This window comes from Pantoea septica (assembly GCF_002095575.1).
Classification (GTDB): domain Bacteria; phylum Pseudomonadota; class Gammaproteobacteria; order Enterobacterales; family Enterobacteriaceae; genus Pantoea; species Pantoea septica.
This window is the reverse complement of record NZ_MLJJ01000011.1, coordinates 40,478-56,403: the sequence shown is the minus strand read 5'-3', so window position 1 is coordinate 56,403 and position 15,926 is coordinate 40,478. Positions and strand designations below refer to the sequence as shown.

20 protein-coding genes and 1 pseudogene are annotated in these 15,926 nt (G+C 55.1%); 13 read left to right on the top strand and 8 right to left on the bottom strand.

The window, feature by feature from the left end; all coding sequences use genetic code 11:
• The first annotated feature begins 51 nt into the window (after positions 1–51).
• Genes waaA through coaD form a run of 3 tightly spaced genes read left to right on the top strand, consistent with a single transcriptional unit; the run spans position 52 to position 2,578 of the window.
• Entirely contained in the window at positions 52–1,326 is a 1,275-nt protein-coding gene (gene waaA / locus HA46_RS08060) for a lipid IV(A) 3-deoxy-D-manno-octulosonic acid transferase (RefSeq protein ID WP_033792874.1), read from the top strand.
• Entirely contained in the window at positions 1,326–2,102 is a 777-nt protein-coding gene (locus HA46_RS08055; RefSeq protein ID WP_084883574.1) for a glycosyltransferase family 2 protein, read from the top strand. Before waaA ends, HA46_RS08055 begins: the two co-directional genes overlap by 1 nt.
• On the top strand, positions 2,099–2,578 hold the full coding sequence (gene coaD, locus HA46_RS08050) for a pantetheine-phosphate adenylyltransferase (RefSeq protein ID WP_084883572.1): 480 nt from the start codon (positions 2,099–2,101) through the stop codon (positions 2,576–2,578). Before HA46_RS08055 ends, coaD begins: the two co-directional genes overlap by 4 nt.
• Here the strand turns inward: coaD and mutM are convergent, their stop codons facing one another.
• The 4 genes from mutM to radC all read right to left on the bottom strand — a co-directional run bounded on the left by mutM (position 2,579) and on the right by radC (position 4,773).
• On the bottom strand, positions 2,579–3,388 hold the full coding sequence (mutM, locus tag HA46_RS08045) for a bifunctional DNA-formamidopyrimidine glycosylase/DNA-(apurinic or apyrimidinic site) lyase (protein WP_084883570.1): 810 nt from the start codon (positions 3,386–3,388) through the stop codon (positions 2,579–2,581).
• A gap of 69 nt (positions 3,389–3,457) precedes the next feature.
• A complete protein-coding gene (gene rpmG, locus HA46_RS08040; protein WP_001051798.1) occupies positions 3,458–3,625 on the bottom strand; it encodes a 50S ribosomal protein L33 in 168 nt (55 codons plus the stop codon).
• 11 nt (positions 3,626–3,636) lie between these two features.
• Positions 3,637–3,873, bottom strand: a complete 237-nt coding sequence (gene rpmB / locus HA46_RS08035) for a 50S ribosomal protein L28 (protein ID WP_010616494.1) — start codon at positions 3,871–3,873, stop codon at positions 3,637–3,639.
• 243 nt (positions 3,874–4,116) lie between these two features.
• On the bottom strand, positions 4,117–4,773 hold the full coding sequence (gene radC / locus HA46_RS08030) for a RadC family protein (RefSeq protein WP_084883568.1): 657 nt from the start codon (positions 4,771–4,773) through the stop codon (positions 4,117–4,119).
• A 181-nt stretch (positions 4,774–4,954) separates the two neighbouring features.
• Here radC and coaBC point away from each other — a divergent pair, with 181 nt between their 5' ends.
• The 3 genes from coaBC to slmA all read left to right on the top strand — a co-directional run bounded on the left by coaBC (position 4,955) and on the right by slmA (position 7,322).
• On the top strand, positions 4,955–6,187 hold the full coding sequence (gene coaBC / locus HA46_RS08025) for a bifunctional phosphopantothenoylcysteine decarboxylase/phosphopantothenate--cysteine ligase CoaBC (RefSeq protein WP_033792884.1): 1,233 nt from the start codon (positions 4,955–4,957) through the stop codon (positions 6,185–6,187).
• Positions 6,156–6,614 (top strand): dUTP diphosphatase, encoded by a 459-nt coding sequence (gene dut / locus HA46_RS08020; protein WP_033792886.1) that lies wholly within the window; start codon positions 6,156–6,158, stop codon positions 6,612–6,614. The genes coaBC and dut overlap by 32 nt, the downstream gene beginning before the upstream one ends.
• Before the next feature lie 111 nt (positions 6,615–6,725).
• A complete protein-coding gene (gene slmA / locus HA46_RS08015) occupies positions 6,726–7,322 on the top strand; it encodes a nucleoid occlusion factor SlmA (RefSeq protein WP_033792887.1) in 597 nt (198 codons plus the stop codon).
• A gap of 60 nt (positions 7,323–7,382) precedes the next feature.
• Here slmA and pyrE read toward each other — a convergent pair whose 3' ends face one another.
• On the bottom strand, positions 7,383–8,024 hold the full coding sequence (gene pyrE, locus HA46_RS08010) for an orotate phosphoribosyltransferase (RefSeq protein WP_033754300.1): 642 nt from the start codon (positions 8,022–8,024) through the stop codon (positions 7,383–7,385).
• A gap of 49 nt (positions 8,025–8,073) precedes the next feature.
• Positions 8,074–8,790, bottom strand: a complete 717-nt coding sequence (gene rph / locus HA46_RS08005; protein ID WP_033754298.1) for a ribonuclease PH — start codon at positions 8,788–8,790, stop codon at positions 8,074–8,076.
• Between the two features lie 145 nt (positions 8,791–8,935).
• Between rph and HA46_RS08000 the strand changes: the two genes are divergently transcribed.
• Entirely contained in the window at positions 8,936–10,120 is a 1,185-nt protein-coding gene (locus HA46_RS08000) for a NupC/NupG family nucleoside CNT transporter (RefSeq protein WP_033792888.1), read from the top strand.
• 35 nt (positions 10,121–10,155) lie between these two features.
• Here HA46_RS08000 and HA46_RS07995 read toward each other — a convergent pair whose 3' ends face one another.
• Positions 10,156–10,587 (bottom strand): DUF3574 domain-containing protein, encoded by a 432-nt coding sequence (locus HA46_RS07995; RefSeq protein WP_033792889.1) that lies wholly within the window; start codon positions 10,585–10,587, stop codon positions 10,156–10,158.
• Between the two features lie 158 nt (positions 10,588–10,745).
• On the opposite strand from HA46_RS07995, the gene HA46_RS07990 reads away from it, so the two are divergent.
• The 6 genes from HA46_RS07990 to HA46_RS07970 all read left to right on the top strand — a co-directional run bounded on the left by HA46_RS07990 (position 10,746) and on the right by HA46_RS07970 (position 15,387).
• On the top strand, positions 10,746–11,609 hold the full coding sequence (locus HA46_RS07990; protein ID WP_084883566.1) for a YicC/YloC family endoribonuclease: 864 nt from the start codon (positions 10,746–10,748) through the stop codon (positions 11,607–11,609).
• A gap of 496 nt (positions 11,610–12,105) precedes the next feature.
• Positions 12,106–12,960: a YPO3983 family protein gene (locus tag HA46_RS07985; protein WP_084883564.1), complete on the top strand. Its 855-nt coding sequence runs from the start codon at positions 12,106–12,108 to the stop codon at positions 12,958–12,960.
• Positions 12,944–13,408, top strand: coding sequence for a DUF943 family protein (locus tag HA46_RS07980; RefSeq protein WP_084883562.1), 465 nt, complete (start codon positions 12,944–12,946; stop codon positions 13,406–13,408). Before HA46_RS07985 ends, HA46_RS07980 begins: the two co-directional genes overlap by 17 nt.
• Positions 13,409–13,506: 98 nt before the next feature.
• Positions 13,507–14,175, top strand: coding sequence for a hypothetical protein (locus HA46_RS20780; RefSeq protein ID WP_143807608.1), 669 nt, complete (start codon positions 13,507–13,509; stop codon positions 14,173–14,175).
• Positions 14,085–14,933: a YPO3983 family protein gene (locus HA46_RS07975; protein ID WP_084883559.1), complete on the top strand. Its 849-nt coding sequence runs from the start codon at positions 14,085–14,087 to the stop codon at positions 14,931–14,933. The genes HA46_RS20780 and HA46_RS07975 overlap by 91 nt, the downstream gene beginning before the upstream one ends.
• Positions 14,923–15,387 carry a DUF943 family protein gene (locus tag HA46_RS07970; protein ID WP_084883557.1) on the top strand — a complete coding sequence of 155 codons (465 nt, stop codon included), beginning with the start codon at positions 14,923–14,925 and terminating at the stop codon, positions 15,385–15,387. Before HA46_RS07975 ends, HA46_RS07970 begins: the two co-directional genes overlap by 11 nt.
• 122 nt (positions 15,388–15,509) lie before the next feature.
• On the opposite strand, the pseudogene HA46_RS07965 reads toward HA46_RS07970, so the two are convergent.
• A pseudogene (locus HA46_RS07965) lies at positions 15,510–15,749 on the bottom strand (helix-turn-helix domain-containing protein); the annotation flags it as partial.
• Between the last annotated feature and the right edge of the window lie 177 nt (positions 15,750–15,926).

Genomic DNA, 15,926 nt, shown 5'->3' with positions numbered 1-15,926 from the left:
ATAGATTGATTTATGTGAAATTTTTTCTGCCCGGCTGTCGAAACGATAACTATGACAACCCTCTATACCGTTCTGCTCTACCTCATCCAGCCGCTCATCTGGCTGCGCCTCTGGCTGCGCGGCCGTAAAGCGCCGGCGTACCGTAAACGCTGGGCAGAGCGCTACGGCTACTGCACGGGAAAAGTGGAGCCGGACGGTATCGTGCTGCATTCGGTCTCCGTGGGCGAAACCCTGGCAGCTGTTCCCCTGGTGCGCGCGCTGCGTCATCGTTATCCGACCTTGCCGATTACCGTGACCACCATGACGCCGACCGGCTCTGAGCGCGCGCAGTCGGCGTTCGGCAAAGATGTGCATCACGTTTATCTGCCTTACGATCTGCCCGGCGCCATCAACCGTTTTCTCGATACGGTCAATCCGCGGCTGGTGATCATCATGGAAACCGAGCTGTGGCCCAATATTATCCGCATCCTTCATCAGCGTCAGATCCCGCTGGTCATCGCCAATGCGCGCCTGTCGGAGCGTTCCGCTAAAGGCTATCGCAAGCTGGGCGGCTTTATGCGCGACCTGCTGCAGCGCATTACCCTGATTGCCGCGCAGAATACGGAAGATGCCGACCGTTTTCTTGCGCTGGGGCTAAAGCGCTCGCAGCTGGCGGTGACCGGCAGCCTGAAATTCGATATTTCCGTAACGCCTGAACTGGCCGCCAGAGCGATAACGCTGCGTCGTCAGTGGGCGCCGCGCCGTCCGGTCTGGATCGCCACCAGCACGCACGAAGGGGAAGAGGCGATCGTGCTGGACGCCCATCGCCGCCTGCTGCAAACCTTTCCCGATCTGCTGCTGATTCTGGTGCCTCGCCATCCGGAGCGCTTCACCGATGCGCGCAACCTGACGCAGAAACGCAACTTCAGCTTTATCCTGCGCAGCAGCGGCGAAATTCCTTCCGGTTCGACCCAGGTGGTGATCGGCGACACCATGGGCGAGCTGATGCTGCTTTATGGCATCGCCGACCTCGCTTTCGTCGGCGGCAGCCTGGTAGAGCGCGGCGGACACAATCCGCTGGAGCCTGCCGCTCACGCCATTCCGGTGCTAATGGGCCCCCATATCTGGAACTTCAAGGATATCTGCGCCAGGCTGCAGCAGGCGCAGGGTCTGATTACCGTTACCGACGTGGTATCGCTGGAGAAAGAGGTGACCAACCTGCTGCAGGACGAAGATTACCGTCTTTATTACGGCCGCCACGCGGTCGAGGTGCTGCACCAGAATCAGGGCGCGCTGCAGCGTTTGCTGCAGTTGCTTGAACCCCATTTACCGCCGCGGGCCCACTGATGAGCGCTCGCCAACGCCTTTCCGTGGTGATCATCGCCAAAAACGAAGCGGCGCTGCTGCCCGACTGTCTCGCCTCCGTCAGCTGGGCGGACGAGATTATCCTGCTGGACGCCGGCAGCAGCGACGAGACCGCCGAGATCGCGCGTCAGGCTGGCGCTAAAGTCTATCGCGCCGAGGCGTGGGTCGGATTCGGCAAACAGCGCCAGCGCGCGCAGCGCTATGCCAGCGGCGAGATGATTCTGATGATCGATGCCGACGAGCGCGTGACGCCGACGCTGCGCGCCAGTATTGAAGCGGTACTGACGCAGCCGCCTGCCGGTACCGTCTACAGCCTGAACCGCAGCAACCTCTTTCTCGGCCGCTTTATGCGTCACAGCGGCTGGTACCCGGATCGCGTTATGCGCCTTTATCCGCGCGCGCTGAGCTATAACGACAATCTGGTGCACGAGTCGCTGGAAACGCAGGGCGCGCCGGTGGTGCGGCTGCAGGGCGACCTGCAACATCTCACCTGCCGTGACCTGATCGTTTTCCAGCAGAAGCAGCTGGCTTACGCCGCCGCCTGGGCGCAGGAGCGCCATCAGCGCGGCAAGCGCTGCGGCCTCTTCTCGATCTTTTCCCATACGCTGGGCGCCTTTCTGAAAACGCTTCTGCTGCGCGCAGGCTTTCTCGACGGCAAACAGGGCTGGATTCTGGCCGTGGTCAACGCGCAGTACACCTTCAACAAATATTCCGCGCTGTGGGCGCTGAATCATGCCGCAGACAAAGGCCGTCTATGAGCACTAAAGCGATTTATCCCGGAACCTTCGATCCCGTTACGCTCGGCCATCTCGATATCGTGACGCGCGCCGCGCAAATGTTCGATCGGGTGGTGCTGGCGGTGGCCGCCAGCCCGAGCAAGAAGCCAATGTTTAGCCTGGAGGAGCGCGTCGAGCTAGCGCGAAACATGGTGGCGCATCTGCCGAACGTCGAGGTAGCGGGATTTAGCGATTTGATGGCGAACTTCGCCCGGGCGCAGCAGGCCAATGTGCTGGTTCGCGGCCTGCGCGCGGTTTCCGACTTCGAGTATGAGATGCAGCTCGCCCATATGAACCGCCATCTGCTGCCGACGCTGGAGAGCGTGTTTCTGATGCCGACCGAAGGCTTCTCTTTCGTCTCTTCTTCGCTGGTCAAAGAGGTGGCGCGCCACGGTGGCGACGTCAGCGCCTTTCTACCGCCGCACGTGCTGCAGGCGCTGCTGAAGAAGCTGGCCTGATTAACACTGGCAGTTGGGGCACCAGAAGGTGCTGCGCTGCCCATGCTTGCCGCTGACGATGGGCGTGCCGCAGGCGCGACAAGGTTCGCCGGCGCGGCCGTAAACCTGCAGCTCCTGAGCGAAATACCCGGGCTTGCCGTCGCTCTGTAAAAAGTCGCGCAGCGTGGTGCCGCCCTGCTCTATCGAACGCAGCAGCACCGCCTTAATGGTCGCGACCAGACGCTGCGCCTCTTCATCGCTCAGGCTCATCGCCGGACGATCGGGCAGGATCCCGGCCGTGAACAGCGATTCGCTGGCGTAGATATTGCCGACGCCGACCACCACCTTGTTGTCCATCAGCCACTGTTTAACCGCCGTACGCTTGCCGCGCGACTTCTCATAGAGATAGTCGCCGCTAAAGGCGTCGCCGAGCGGTTCAGGCCCCAGGTGCGCCAGCACGTTGCTGCCTTCAGGATCGGTGCTCCACAGCCAGGCGCCGAAGCGGCGCGGATCGGTGTAGCGCAGCACTTTGCCGTTGCTCATCACTAAATCGACATGATCGTGTTTCGCAGCGGGCTGCTCTTCCGGCAGCACGCGCAGGCTGCCAGACATGCCGAGGTGGATAATGATCCAGCCGTGCGGCAGCTCCAGCAGCAGATATTTGGCGCGGCGCTGCACGCTCAGCACAGGCTGGTCGCTGAGCGCATGGATCTCCTGCGACACCGGCCAACGCAGGCGGCCGTTGCGCACCACCGCATGTAAAATTTTTTCGCCCACCAGATGCGGTTCTATGCCGCGTCGGCTGGTTTCGACCTCGGGTAATTCCGGCATGTTCTCTCCTCAAAAAGCGGCAAAAACAAAAAACCCGGCCGAAGCCGGGTTTTTCACAGAACACCAAAATTATTTAATTTTGGCTTCTTTATAGATCACGTGCTGACGTACAACCGGATCGAACTTTTTCAGTTCCAGCTTCTCAGGTTTAGTACGTTTGTTCTTCGTGGTGGTATAGAAGTGACCTGTACCAGCAGAGGAAACCAGCTTGATCTTCTCACGAATACCTTTAGCCATGATTCAGTTCCTTAGTACTTCTCACCACGGGCGCGGATTTCGGCCAGAACCGTATCGATGCCCTTTTTATCAATAACACGCATACCTTTAGCAGATACACGCAGAGTAACGAAGCGCTTCTCGCTCTCAACCCAAAAACGGTGTGAGTGCAGGTTCGGAAGGAAACGGCGTTTCGTCGCGTTCATTGCGTGGGAACGGTTGTTACCGGTCACCGGACGCTTTCCAGTTACCTGGCAGACTCGTGACATGTCTATTCTCCAAAAATCAAATCAGCTCGAGCTTTAAAAACTAGGTCTTGGCCGCCTCGTCAGGCTCATAGCCCGCCAGGCGAGTTCCATGTGAACCCGCTAAGCTGGCCCAAACGCCAAACCCGAGATTCTCAAAGGTGGCGTAGTATACGCCGCTCAGCGCAAGTGCTCAAGTCCCGAACAGATAAAGATCCCTGAAGATCGTGCAAAAACCCGCCATCTGCACCTGCCGGCCCTGGCTTTTTACAGCCAGCCGCGCTCTGCAAAAGAGACATATTCGCCGTGACCGATCACCAGATGATCGAGCAGGCGTATATTCAGCAGGGTGCAGGCCGCGCTGACCTTATGCGTAATATGTCGATCGGCGCGGCTCGGCTCCGCCATGCCGGAAGGATGATTGTGCGCGAGAATAATCGCCGCCGCGTTAAGCTTCAGCGCCTCGCGCACGATTTCACGCGGATGCACCTCGACGCTGTTGATAGAGCCCATAAATATCTTCTGCGCCTGTAATACGCGATGCTGGTTATCCAGAAACAGCGCCATAAAGATTTCCCGCTCCTGATGCGCCAGCACGCTTTGCAGATATTGCCGCGTGACCTGCGGGTTCGCCATGACATCTTCCCGCGCCATCTGGCTGGCGAAAAAGCGCCGCGCCAGTTCAGCGATGGCGTGCAGCTGCGCCAGCTTGGCGGCGCCGACGCCTTTTATCTCCTCGAACTCCGCCGGCGACGCGGTCATGATGTGATAAAGGGAGCCGAACCGCTGCAGCATCTGCTGCGCCAGCGTGATGACATTCGCGCCGACCGTGCCGGTGCGCAGAAAGATCGCCAGCAGTTCGACGTCACTTAACGCCTCTGCGCCCATCAACCGCAATTTTTCTCGTGGTGTTATATCGTCCATAAATGCCTCCTGCCATTGACGACATCATGGCCAATTACTGTATACTTAACCAGTACCCTCTGCCGGGTTTACGAGGCGGCTCGCAAACGCAGAAGGTGAAAAGGCGCGGGGTCGGCTTTATGATACATTCCTGCCACCCGGCCGCGTCTGACGCGGCATCCAGCGAAATGAGGCCTATAGCATGATGGGATTAGCCGGAAAAAAAATTCTGCTTGGCGTGAGCGGCGGCATCGCGGCGTATAAAGCGCCCGAGCTGGTGCGTCGTCTGCGCGATCGCGGCGCCGAAGTACGCGTTATGATGACGCCCGCCGCCAAAGCCTTTATTACGCCGCTCAGCCTGCAGGCCGTTTCCGGCCATCCGGTGTTCGAAGATCTGCTCGATCCCGCAGCCGAAGCGGCGATGGGCCATATCGAACTGGCGAAATGGGCCGATTTAATCGTACTGGCGCCGGCGTCTGCCGACCTTATCGCCCGTCTGAATGCCGGCATGGCCAACGATTTGGTGACCACCGCCTGTCTCGCCACCGCCGCGCCCGTGGCCGTGGTGCCGGCGATGAATCAGCAGATGTATCGCGCCGCCGTCACGCAGCATAATTTGCAGCAGCTTGCGGCGCGCGGCCTGCTGATTTGGGGGCCCGACAGCGGCAGCCAGGCGTGCGGCGACGTGGGCCCTGGCCGCATGCTCGACCCACTGGTGATTGTCGACCATGCGGTGCAGTGGGCCTCGCCCATCAACGATTTGCAACATCTCAACATTATGATCACCGCCGGTCCAACGCGCGAAGCGCTCGACCCGGTGCGCTATATCAGCAACCACAGCTCCGGCAAGATGGGCTTCGCCATTGCCGCCGCCGCCGCCAGCCGCGGCGCCAGCGTAACGCTGGTGAGCGGCCCGGTTAGCCTGCCAACGCCGCCGGCGGTTCGCCGTATCGACGTGACCTCCGCACTGGAGATGGAGGCCGCCGTCATGGCTGACGCAGCGAAACAGCACATTTTTATCGCCAGCGCCGCGGTAGCGGACTATCGCGCCGCGACGATCGCGGCGGAAAAGATGAAAAAGCAGGGCGGCGAAGATGATGCCGTCACGCTCCAGCTGGTGAAAAACCCGGATATTGTGGCGGGCGTCGCCGCGATGCCGCAGAACCGGCCCTACGTGGTTGGATTTGCCGCAGAAACCCAGAATGTGGAAGAATACGCACGACAAAAACGGGTAAGAAAAAATCTGGACCTGATCTGCGCTAACGACGTAGCAAAAGCCGGACAGGGATTTAACAGCGATACCAACGCGCTTCACCTCTTTTGGCAGGAGGGAGAAAAACGCTTACCGCTCAGCGATAAGACGCTCCTTGGCCAACATTTATTAGACGAGATTGTCCGCCTTTATGATGAAAAAAATCGACGTAAAGATTCTTGATGCGCGCGTGGGCGCGGAGTTTCCGCTGCCGACCTACGCGACCTCTGGCTCCGCCGGGCTCGATTTGCGCGCCTGCCTGGAGAGCGCGCTGGAAATCACGCCCGGTATGACCACGCTGGTGCCGACCGGCCTGGCGATACACATCGGCGATCCCGGCCTGGCGGCGGTTATCCTGCCGCGCTCCGGCCTGGGCCATAAGCACGGCATCGTGCTGGGCAATCTGGTGGGCCTGATCGATTCCGACTATCAGGGCCAGCTGATGGTATCGGTCTGGAACCGCGGCCAGGAGAGCTTTACGCTGCAGCCAGGGGATCGTCTTGCACAGCTGGTCTTCGTGCCGGTCGTTCAGGCGGAGTTCAACCTGGTGGAAGATTTCGACGCCAGCGCCCGTGGGGAAGGCGGTTTCGGCCATTCAGGCCGTCAGTAACGCCCATTTTTGCTTAACCATCTGTTTATTTCCACTCAGCCTTAAGCCTCGCGCTTAAGGCTGACAGGAAGGTGTGCCTGTTTAAGGTAAATTTCAGGGGTTTTTAAGGTCATGGCAGAAAAAAAACTCGCCAAACGGAACCGTCGCGAAGAAATTTTGCAGGCGTTGGCGCAAATGCTGGAATCCAGTGACGGTAGCCAGCGCATCACCACCGCCAAGCTGGCGGCCAGCGTCGGTGTTTCTGAAGCGGCGCTTTACCGCCACTTTCCCAGCAAAACGCGCATGTTCGACAGCCTGATTGAGTTTATTGAAGACAGTCTGATTACCCGCATCAATCTGATCCTGAAAGATGAAAAAGAGACGATGGCGCGCCTGCGTCTTATCGTGCAGCTGATTCTGGGATTTGGTGAGCGTAATCCGGGGCTGACTCGCATTTTGACCGGTCACGCGCTGATGTTTGAGCAGGATCGCCTGCAGGGGCGCATTAATCAGCTGTTTGAGCGTATTGAAGTGCAGCTGCGTCAGGTGATGCGCGAACGCAAAATGCGTGAAGGCGAAGGCTTCGAAACGGACGAGGCGCTGCTGGCGAGCCAGCTGCTGGCGTTTTGCGAAGGCATCCTGTCGCGTTACGTGCGCTCGGAATTCCGTTTTCGGCCGACCGCCGACTTCGATATCCGCTGGCCGCTGCTGGCCGCGCAGCTGGTGTAGTCCGCGCACGTCAGCCGGACTGGCTTCCCTTTCCCGGGCGGGAAAGGGAAGCCATCGGCATTAAATGCCGTACTCTTTCTGATAGGCGCGCACTTTCGCCAGATGATCCGCCATTTCAGGCTTCTCTTCCAAATAGCTAATCAGATCCTTCAGGGTAATGATGGCGGTAACCTGACATTTATAGTCGCGCTCCACCTCCTGAATCGCTGAAATATCGCCGCGTCCGCGCTCCTGTCGATCCAGGGAAATCAGCACGCCCGCCAGCGTGGCGTTATGCGCGTTGATAATGTCCATCGATTCGCGTATCGCCGTGCCGGCGGTGATGACGTCATCCACCAGCATAACGCGGCCCGCCAGCGGGCTGCCAACCAGCAGACCGCCTTCGCCATGATCTTTCGCCTCTTTGCGGTTGAAGCAGTAAGGCACGTCGCGGTCATGGTGATCGGCCAGCGCCACGGCGGTAGTGGTGGCGATAGGAATGCCTTTATAGGCAGGCCCGAACAGCAGATCGAAGTCGACGCCGCCGTCCACTAACGCCTGCGCGTAGAAACGGCCCAGCAGCGCCAAATCGCGACCGCTGTTGAACAGGCCGGCATTGAAAAAATAGGGGCTTTTACGGCCAGACTTCAGGGTAAATTCGCCGAACTTCAGCACCTGCTTGTTCAGGGCGAATTCAATAAACTGACGCTGCCAGGCTTTCATCTCTCACTCCTCTCGCAAAAAAAAGGCGACTCTCTGGTCGCCTGGTAAATCAGTTGTTCAGCGCCGCTTTCTGCGCTTGAATCAGTTCCTCGATGCCGCCGCGCGCCAGCGCGAGCAGCGACAGCAGCTCCTCATGGCTGAACGGCTCGCCTTCCGCCGTGCCCTGCACTTCGATCATGCGGCCATCTTCCAGCATGACCACGTTCATGTCGGTTTCAGCGGCGGAGTCTTCTACATACTCCAGATCGCAGCGCGCTTCGCCTTCGACGATGCCGACGGAGATCGCCGCCACCATGCCTTTCATCGGGTTCGCTTTCAGCTTGCCGTCGGCCACCAGCTTGTTCAGCGCATCGGCCAGCGCCACGCAGGCGCCGGTAATCGACGCGGTACGGGTGCCGCCGTCAGCCTGAATCACGTCGCAGTCCAGCGTGATGGTAAATTCGCCCAGCGCTTTGAGATCGACCGCCGCGCGCAGCGAGCGGGCGATAAGGCGCTGGATTTCCAGCGTACGTCCGCCCTGTTTGCCTTTGGCCGCTTCACGCGCCATACGGCTATGGGTGGAGCGCGGCAGCATGCCATATTCGGCGGTTACCCAGCCTTGCCCCTGCCCTTTCAGGAACCGCGGGACGCTCTCTTCCACGGTAGCAGTGCAAAGCACTTTAGTTTCGCCGAACTCCACCAGTACTGAGCCCTCGGCATGTTTGGTGTAGTTTCGGGTCAGGGTGACGGGACGCACCTGCTGTGCGCTTCGGCCTGCTGGACGCATGGTAATCTCCGGCTGAAATGAATTGGCTGCGCATTATACGGACTTCCTCGTCGCCTGTCTTGCTGACGGGATGACGCATCGGCGGATGAATTTCCGCGCGGTCTGTGGCTAAATGCGCCTTCCTCACTCACTGAAAATAAAAAGTATGACCTCAATTCTTCATTTCCTGCTGGCGCTGGCGGTGATTTTTGCCCTTGCGCTGCTGGTCAGTCATGACCGCAAACAGATACGCCTGCGTTATATCGTGCAGCTTATCGTGGTGGAAGCCGCGCTGGGCTGGTTTTTCCTGCACTCCGCCAGCGGACAGGCGGCGGTTGGTGCCTTCAGCGGCTTTTTTGAGAAACTGCTGACCTTCGCCGCGCAGGGCACAGACTTCGTGTTCGGCAATATGAGCAAGCAAGGGCTGGCCTTTATCTTTCTTGGCGTGCTCTGCCCCATTGTGTTTATCTCGGCGCTAATCGGCATTCTGCAGCACTGGCGCATTCTGCCGCTGCTGATTCGGCTGGTGGGCACGCTGCTGTCAAAAGTTAACGGCATGGGCAAACTCGAGTCGTTCAACGCCGTCAGCACGCTGGTCCTCGGCCAGTCGGAGAACTTTATCGCCTATAAAGGCATTCTGGGCGATATCCCGCCGAAGCGCCTTTACACCATGGCCGCCACGGCGATGTCCACCGTGTCGCTCTCTATCGTCGGCGCCTATATGTCGATGATCGAGCCGAAATATGTGGTCGCCGCGCTGCTGCTCAATATGTTCAGCACCTTTATTATTCTCTCGATTATCAATCCCGGCAAAGCGCAAGATGAAGCGGCGATCCCGCTCGACAAGCTTCATGAAGAGCAAAGCTTTTTCGAGATGCTGGGCGAGTACATTCTGGCGGGCTTTAAAGTGGCGATGATTATCCTGGCGATGCTGATCGGCTTTATCGCGCTGATCGCCGCGGTCAATGCGCTATTCAGCGCGCTGTTCGGCTACAGCTTTCAGCAGATTCTCGGCTATCTCTTCTATCCGTTCGCCTGGCTGATCGGTATTCCCGCCGCCGACGCGCTGCAGGCCGCCAGCATTATGGCGACCAAGCTGGTGGCGAACGAGTTCGTGGCGATGATTGAGCTGCAAAAGGTGGCGGCCAACATGACCCCGCGCGGGCTGGGCATTCTCTCAGTGTTCCTGGTGTCGTTCGCCAACGTCGCCTCGATCGGCATCGTCGCCGGCGCAATCAAAGGACTGAACGAACAGCAGGGCAATGTGGTCTCCCGGTTCGGCTGGAAGCTGGTCTACGGCTCCACGCTGGTGAGCCTGCTGTCGGCCGCCTTCGCCGGTCTGTTTATCTGATCGCTATACGGCGGCCTTCCAGCCGCCGTTTTTATTCAGAATCCCACGCACACCGGCGCGTCGACGCGCATCACCGACTCCTGGCCGAAGCGTTGCTTGTAAAGCGTGCGCAGCGCTTCGATATCGTCGTTAACTCCGTTTTCCGCGCCGTGAATAAGCATCAGCGCCTTGCTCGGCTCGCGCGCCAGCTTGCCGCTTTTCTCCAGCCACTGACCGCTGGCGTCGTAGACGCTGAGTCCCGCTTTGAAGCGCGGCGTCACCTCTTTATCAAGGAACTGCTGCCAGTCGTCGCGGCTCACCATCCCGCCCTGCGGTTTGCTGAGGCCGAACCAGAGCGTGGTCTGCATCATCATTTCGCCGCCGGCGCACACGGCAATGGGTTTGGTCGGCGGCGGGAGCGGACGCGGCGCCTGGCAACCGGCCAGCAGCGCGGCGAGCGCCACGGAAAGGGCTACAGAGCGGAACATCGGCAGAATCCTCATTAAAACGGTCAGCGACCATCATAAGTGCCTGTCCGCAAAAGCGGAAATGTTTCGTTATTCGCAAGCACCTGCGCTTATGCCTGTTAGCGCGCGGCGGGTGTCGCTATACTTGCTGCATAATTTCTGACAAAGAGTAGCCGATTATGATCCGCAGTATGACCGCTTACGCCCGCCGCGAAGCCAAAGGCACCTGGGGCAGCGCCGCCTGGGAGCTCCGCTCCGTTAACCAGCGTTATCTTGAAACCTATATCCGTCTGCCGGAGCAGTTTCGCAGCCTGGAGCCGGTTATCCGCGAACGCATTCGTCAGCGCCTGACGCGCGGCAAAATCGAGTGCAACCTGCGTTTCGACGCCGATCCCAGCGCGCAGGGCGAACTGATGCTGAATGAAACCCTGGCGAAGCAGCTGGTGCAGGCCGCCAACTGGGTGAAGATGCAGAGCGATGAAGGCGCCATCAATCCGATGGACATTCTGCGCTGGCCTGGCGTGATGTCCGCGCAGGAACAGGATCTCGATGCGATTAACGCCCAGCTGCTGAGCGCGCTGGACGGCGCGCTGGATGACTTCATCGTCGCGCGCGAAAGCGAAGGCGCAGCGCTGAAAGGCATGATCGAACAGCGACTCGAAGGCGTGAAGCAGGAAGTGGCGAAAGTGCGCGCCCAGATGCCTGAGATCCTGAAATGGCAGCGCGAGCGTCTGGTGGCGAAGCTGGAAGAAGCAGAAGTGCAGCTGGAAAACAATCGTCTCGAGCAGGAGCTGGTGATGATGGCGCAGCGCATCGACGTCGCGGAAGAGCTGGATCGCCTGGAAGCCCATGTCAAAGAGACCTATAACATCCTCGGCAAAAAAGAGGCCGTCGGCCGCCGCCTCGACTTCATGATGCAGGAGTTCAACCGCGAATCGAACACGCTGGGGTCGAAATCGATCAATGCGGACGTGACCGCATCGGCGATTGAGCTGAAGGTGTTAATCGAACAGATGCGCGAGCAGATTCAGAACATCGAGTAACATTGCATACTGTCGCACTCAGTAGCAGATAACCAACCCAGCCCGCTAAATGCGGGCTTTTTTAATTTCCATACTGTCGCATATGATTGCATAACATCGCGCATTTTCTTTGTACCCATGGTTGTATCCAAAGCACTTGTCACGATCCAGCTTGGGTACAAAGCGCTATTCAATGCTCAGGTGGCACTATGACAAAGCTAGCAGATATTCAGATATCTTCATGTGCCGTCCACTCTCCCCAGCGTTTCAGCACTGCCCGTATATCGCGCATTATTCAACCCTCACCCGGTAAGCGTTAGTAACTAATTACTTTGCTAAATCCCGACGATTAGACGGGAGCATCAGCTCGCGCCCGGTACCCGTGAGAAAAATTCTGATTGCCTGAATCTGCAAAAAATTACGTGCAGAGGCTGTACAATATTTACACTCTGACCTTTCACCGCGTATTATTCCCTGTGAAGACCTCAAAGGACGATAACACAAGGAATGTGTCACGATGGCCGCACTACAGTTTCCCTGTACCCTATTCAAAACCCAAAACCGGATGGACGACTACGGCGCTAAAGATATGCGCTGCGGCGACTTAACCGAAGCACAGTTAAAATCCCAGTACCGGCTGGATTACATTTCTGACCGGGTTGATCCCTGGACGCTTACCCGGCGTTCCTCAATGGATCGTCCCCAGTCCATGTTCTGCTGTAATCTGCGCGGCCAGGGTGAAAAGATTACCCGACAGCAGTGCGCAGCAATGCTGTTTGATGAATTTCGCTCGTTATCCCACAAGTTTTCCCTTTACGGGCCCTACAGCCACCTGATCGAAAAGATGATCACTCATATGCAGAACGGCAATGGTACGCCTTTCCGCGATGTGGCGCTGGACAGGGCATTGAAAGAGCATATTCTTAATGATAGGTCTGAAAAAAATAGTACTCGTATTTTGTTAGAAAAAGTATTTCAAGAAAAAAATGACTGGAAAAATAGAATTTATCCTGTTGCTCAAAAAGATGATTTAAGGACTGCTATATCTCGTGGAAAACTCCCTAAATTTGACCGCTTTCAGGATAATTTTAACGGTATGGGAATCACCGTGCATGATACCTGGGCAACACATATCATATTACAATCACTACATATTGAAAATGATCGATACCGGGCAGTTGTGCACTACAAAGTACAGGATCACTTTGGCCTTGACAGCGACGATATACTGAAAACAAAATTCAGCCAGTTCCATTTCTTCCGCATCTGGTTTGTTCTCCAGCGATACAATCAGTTTGGTTTCAAGCCATTTATGACCAATATGGAAGCAACCGTAGAAATCACAGGGAGTCGCAATGAAAGTAATAAATAAAAAAATCTTGATTCTATTTTTCTTGACTGCTTGCGTTTTACTAGGTTACTGGATTTGGCTGTGTTTACGTCCTGTAGAGATTGTCGCGCTACATCAGGAAAATAACTATAGTGATATTTTAGTTAGAAGCTTCCCACCTACAGATAAGGGGAAAATAATTTGGTGGCTAGAAAATAAAAACATGTTAGAAGAAAAATATGGTATTCCAAAGCATAGCTCAGATGGATCTTTCGTAGTTGTATTTTGGGATTTTGGCGATGGTTATAAAGAAACAGATGGATATGACAACCTTTGTTTCAAAGATATGAAACCACCGATGAATTGTATAGAAAAAAACTCTCTCCTTATGGTGAGGAACAGTGAAAATACAGGGAGTTATTTTGTTCTGGATAGTGGAACATATCGTATAAGTAATAAAGGGGATATAGTAAAGAACAAATCGGATTAGATCCGCTCCCCTCGCGTAGAGACAGCAAAAAATCATCCCCTGCCCGGTTTACCGCTAACTGCTTTTCTGACCTCAGCAAGGCAATTTTATCTAAATGTGTGCAAATTTCCATCACACCAGAAATGACAAAGGCAGAGCGCCGCAAAGAAAATGAAAAACTACGATGGTTCTCACTTCCGACGAAAGAAGCCAGGCTGCGGCGTATTGTGTCAAATATGGCGGCGTGTGCGTTTGGTGGCACTGATATTGACGACAACACCCCCGGTGCAATCCAGATGCTGATGCCTGTTTTAAAGCGCTATTCGATGCTGGTGTACCAGACTGCAAGCCATACAGCTGAAAATCCACGCCTGCGCATCGTGCCTGAATACTCCCGGCTGGTGGAACCGAAAGAACGCCGGGCAACTGGCGAGGCTGTAGAAATGTTACTGATGCAGGAAGCAGGCTTTACGATTGCCAGCATTGACGGCGATGTATCCCGATGGGTAAACGGTCCATGCAGAGCTCCACCAGAAAGACTGATTTTGTCGGTGCCACGGCGCACGATTTATTACACCTGCCCGGAATCTGCAAAAAATTACATGCAGAGGCTGTACAATATTTACACTCTGACCTTTCACCGCGTATTATTCTCTGTGAAGACCTCAAAGGACGATAACACAAGGAATGTGTCACGATGGCTGCACTACAGTTACCCTGCACCCTATTCAAAACCCAAAACCGGATGGACGACTACGGCGCTAAAGATATGCGCTGCGGCGACTTAACCGAAGCACAGTTAAAATCCCAGTACCGGCTGGATTACATTTCTGACCGGGTTGATCCCTGGACGCTTACCCGGCGTTCCTCAATGGATCGTCCCCAGTCCATGTTCTGCTGTAATCTGCGCGGCCAGGGTGAAAAGATTACCCGACAGCAGTGCGCAGCAATGCTGTTTGACGAGTTCCGCTCGCTATCCCGCAAGTTTTCCCTTTACGGGCCCTACAGCCACCTGATCGAAAAGATGATCACTCACATGCAGCACGGCAATGGTACGCCTTTCAGGGATATGTCGCTGGACAGTGCAATGAAAGAAAACATAGTTAAAGACATTTCGGAGAGAAACAGTACACGCATTTTGTTATCGAAAGCCTTTAGAACAAACATAGACTGGGAAAGCAAGCATTTTCCAGTAGAAAACCGAGACAGATTAAGAGATGCAGTGCTAAGTGGTAAATTACCAAAGTTCGACAGATTCCAGGATAACTTTAACGGGATGGGGATCACTGTCCATGACACTTGGGCAACACATATCACCATAAAATCACTGCATATTGAAAATGACCGATACCGAGCAGTGGTGCATTACAAAGTACAGGATCACTTTGGCCTTGACAGCGACGATATACTGAAAACAAAATTCAGCCAGTTCCATTTCTTCCGCATCTGGTTTGTTCTCCAGCGCTACAATCAGTTTGGCTTTAAACCATTTATGACCAATATGGAAGCCACTGTAGAGATTACCGGTGGCCGTTATGAAATCTAAAAATAAAAAATTTATTTGTGCTTTATTACTGGTTATTTGCGCCCTGCTGAGTTACTTCCTCTGGTTATCGTTGCGCCCCGTAGAGATCGTAGCCGTTCATCAAAGACGTAACTATAGCGATGTTTTGGTAAAAAATTTCCCACTGACCGAACAAGGGAAAATAAATTGGTGGTTGAAAAACAAGAAAATGCTCAAGGACATGTATAACATTCCCAAACCTGCCCAAGATGGTTTTTTTAGCGTCATTTTTTGGTATTTTGGTGATGGATATAAAGAAACTGATGGGTATGACAGACTCTGTTTTGATGATATGAAACCACCAATAAATTGCATTGATAAAGATTCGCTCATTATGGTGAACAACAGTAAGAATACCGGGCTTTATTTCATTTTAGATAGCGGAACATATCGTATAAATGACAGCGGTAATATAGTAAAAAATAAGTCAGATTAGTGTATTAGCTCAGGCCTGATCTGACAGTTATCGGTTATTTATACAGGTATCTGTTAGATTACATCTGGCTTAAATTTTTCTCAGCCCAGATGCGCTTTCCATCAAGTAACGTTTCCATTGGCGGCATAATCAATAACAGACCGCTCAGTAGCATCATCGGTACGGTTCTTAAGGTTTGGTGCGCGGCGACTCCGGTTTATCAAAGCATCCACGCCACCTTCATCGGCCAGTTCGCAGTAACGATAAAATGTATCACGTGAAACGGCCATGATTTTACAGGTTTTCGATACATTGCTGAGTTCTTCCGCCAGATTAAGCAAACCGGCTTTGTGTTTGATAACGGGATTGGCAGTATGAAGGATGAGAATTACCCCGTATTTTGTATAAGGATTCGATACCCATATCAAACCGGTAACTCTCAACCTTTCAAGGCCATATGTCAGATCAAGTCGCGACTAATACAGATTAGGTTTTTCCCTCGCGTAGAGACAGCAAAAAATCATCCCCTGCCCGGTTTACCGCTAACTGCTTTTCTGACC

Bases quoted from the DNA above. Each gene is read 5' to 3' on its own strand.
- waaA (WP_033792874.1), top strand. From the start codon at position 52: ATGACAACCCTCTATACCGTTCTGCTCTACCTCATCCAGCCGCTCATC.
- HA46_RS08055 (WP_084883574.1), top strand. From the start codon at position 1,326: ATGAGCGCTCGCCAACGCCTTTCCGTGGTGATCATCGCCAAAAACGAA.
- coaD (WP_084883572.1), top strand. From the start codon at position 2,099: ATGAGCACTAAAGCGATTTATCCCGGAACCTTCGATCCCGTTACGCTC.
- mutM (WP_084883570.1), bottom strand. From the start codon at position 3,388: ATGCCGGAATTACCCGAGGTCGAAACCAGCCGACGCGGCATAGAACCG.
- rpmG (WP_001051798.1), bottom strand. From the start codon at position 3,625: ATGGCTAAAGGTATTCGTGAGAAGATCAAGCTGGTTTCCTCTGCTGGT.
- rpmB (WP_010616494.1), bottom strand. From the start codon at position 3,873: ATGTCACGAGTCTGCCAGGTAACTGGAAAGCGTCCGGTGACCGGTAAC.
- radC (WP_084883568.1), bottom strand. From the start codon at position 4,773: ATGGACGATATAACACCACGAGAAAAATTGCGGTTGATGGGCGCAGAG.
- coaBC (WP_033792884.1), top strand. From the start codon at position 4,955: ATGATGGGATTAGCCGGAAAAAAAATTCTGCTTGGCGTGAGCGGCGGC.
- dut (WP_033792886.1), top strand. From the start codon at position 6,156: ATGATGAAAAAAATCGACGTAAAGATTCTTGATGCGCGCGTGGGCGCG.
- slmA (WP_033792887.1), top strand. From the start codon at position 6,726: ATGGCAGAAAAAAAACTCGCCAAACGGAACCGTCGCGAAGAAATTTTG.
- pyrE (WP_033754300.1), bottom strand. From the start codon at position 8,024: ATGAAAGCCTGGCAGCGTCAGTTTATTGAATTCGCCCTGAACAAGCAG.
- rph (WP_033754298.1), bottom strand. From the start codon at position 8,790: ATGCGTCCAGCAGGCCGAAGCGCACAGCAGGTGCGTCCCGTCACCCTG.
- HA46_RS08000 (WP_033792888.1), top strand. From the start codon at position 8,936: ATGACCTCAATTCTTCATTTCCTGCTGGCGCTGGCGGTGATTTTTGCC.
- HA46_RS07995 (WP_033792889.1), bottom strand. From the start codon at position 10,587: ATGTTCCGCTCTGTAGCCCTTTCCGTGGCGCTCGCCGCGCTGCTGGCC.
- HA46_RS07990 (WP_084883566.1), top strand. From the start codon at position 10,746: ATGATCCGCAGTATGACCGCTTACGCCCGCCGCGAAGCCAAAGGCACC.
- HA46_RS07985 (WP_084883564.1), top strand. From the start codon at position 12,106: ATGGCCGCACTACAGTTTCCCTGTACCCTATTCAAAACCCAAAACCGG.
- HA46_RS07980 (WP_084883562.1), top strand. From the start codon at position 12,944: ATGAAAGTAATAAATAAAAAAATCTTGATTCTATTTTTCTTGACTGCT.
- HA46_RS07975 (WP_084883559.1), top strand. From the start codon at position 14,085: ATGGCTGCACTACAGTTACCCTGCACCCTATTCAAAACCCAAAACCGG.
- HA46_RS07970 (WP_084883557.1), top strand. From the start codon at position 14,923: ATGAAATCTAAAAATAAAAAATTTATTTGTGCTTTATTACTGGTTATT.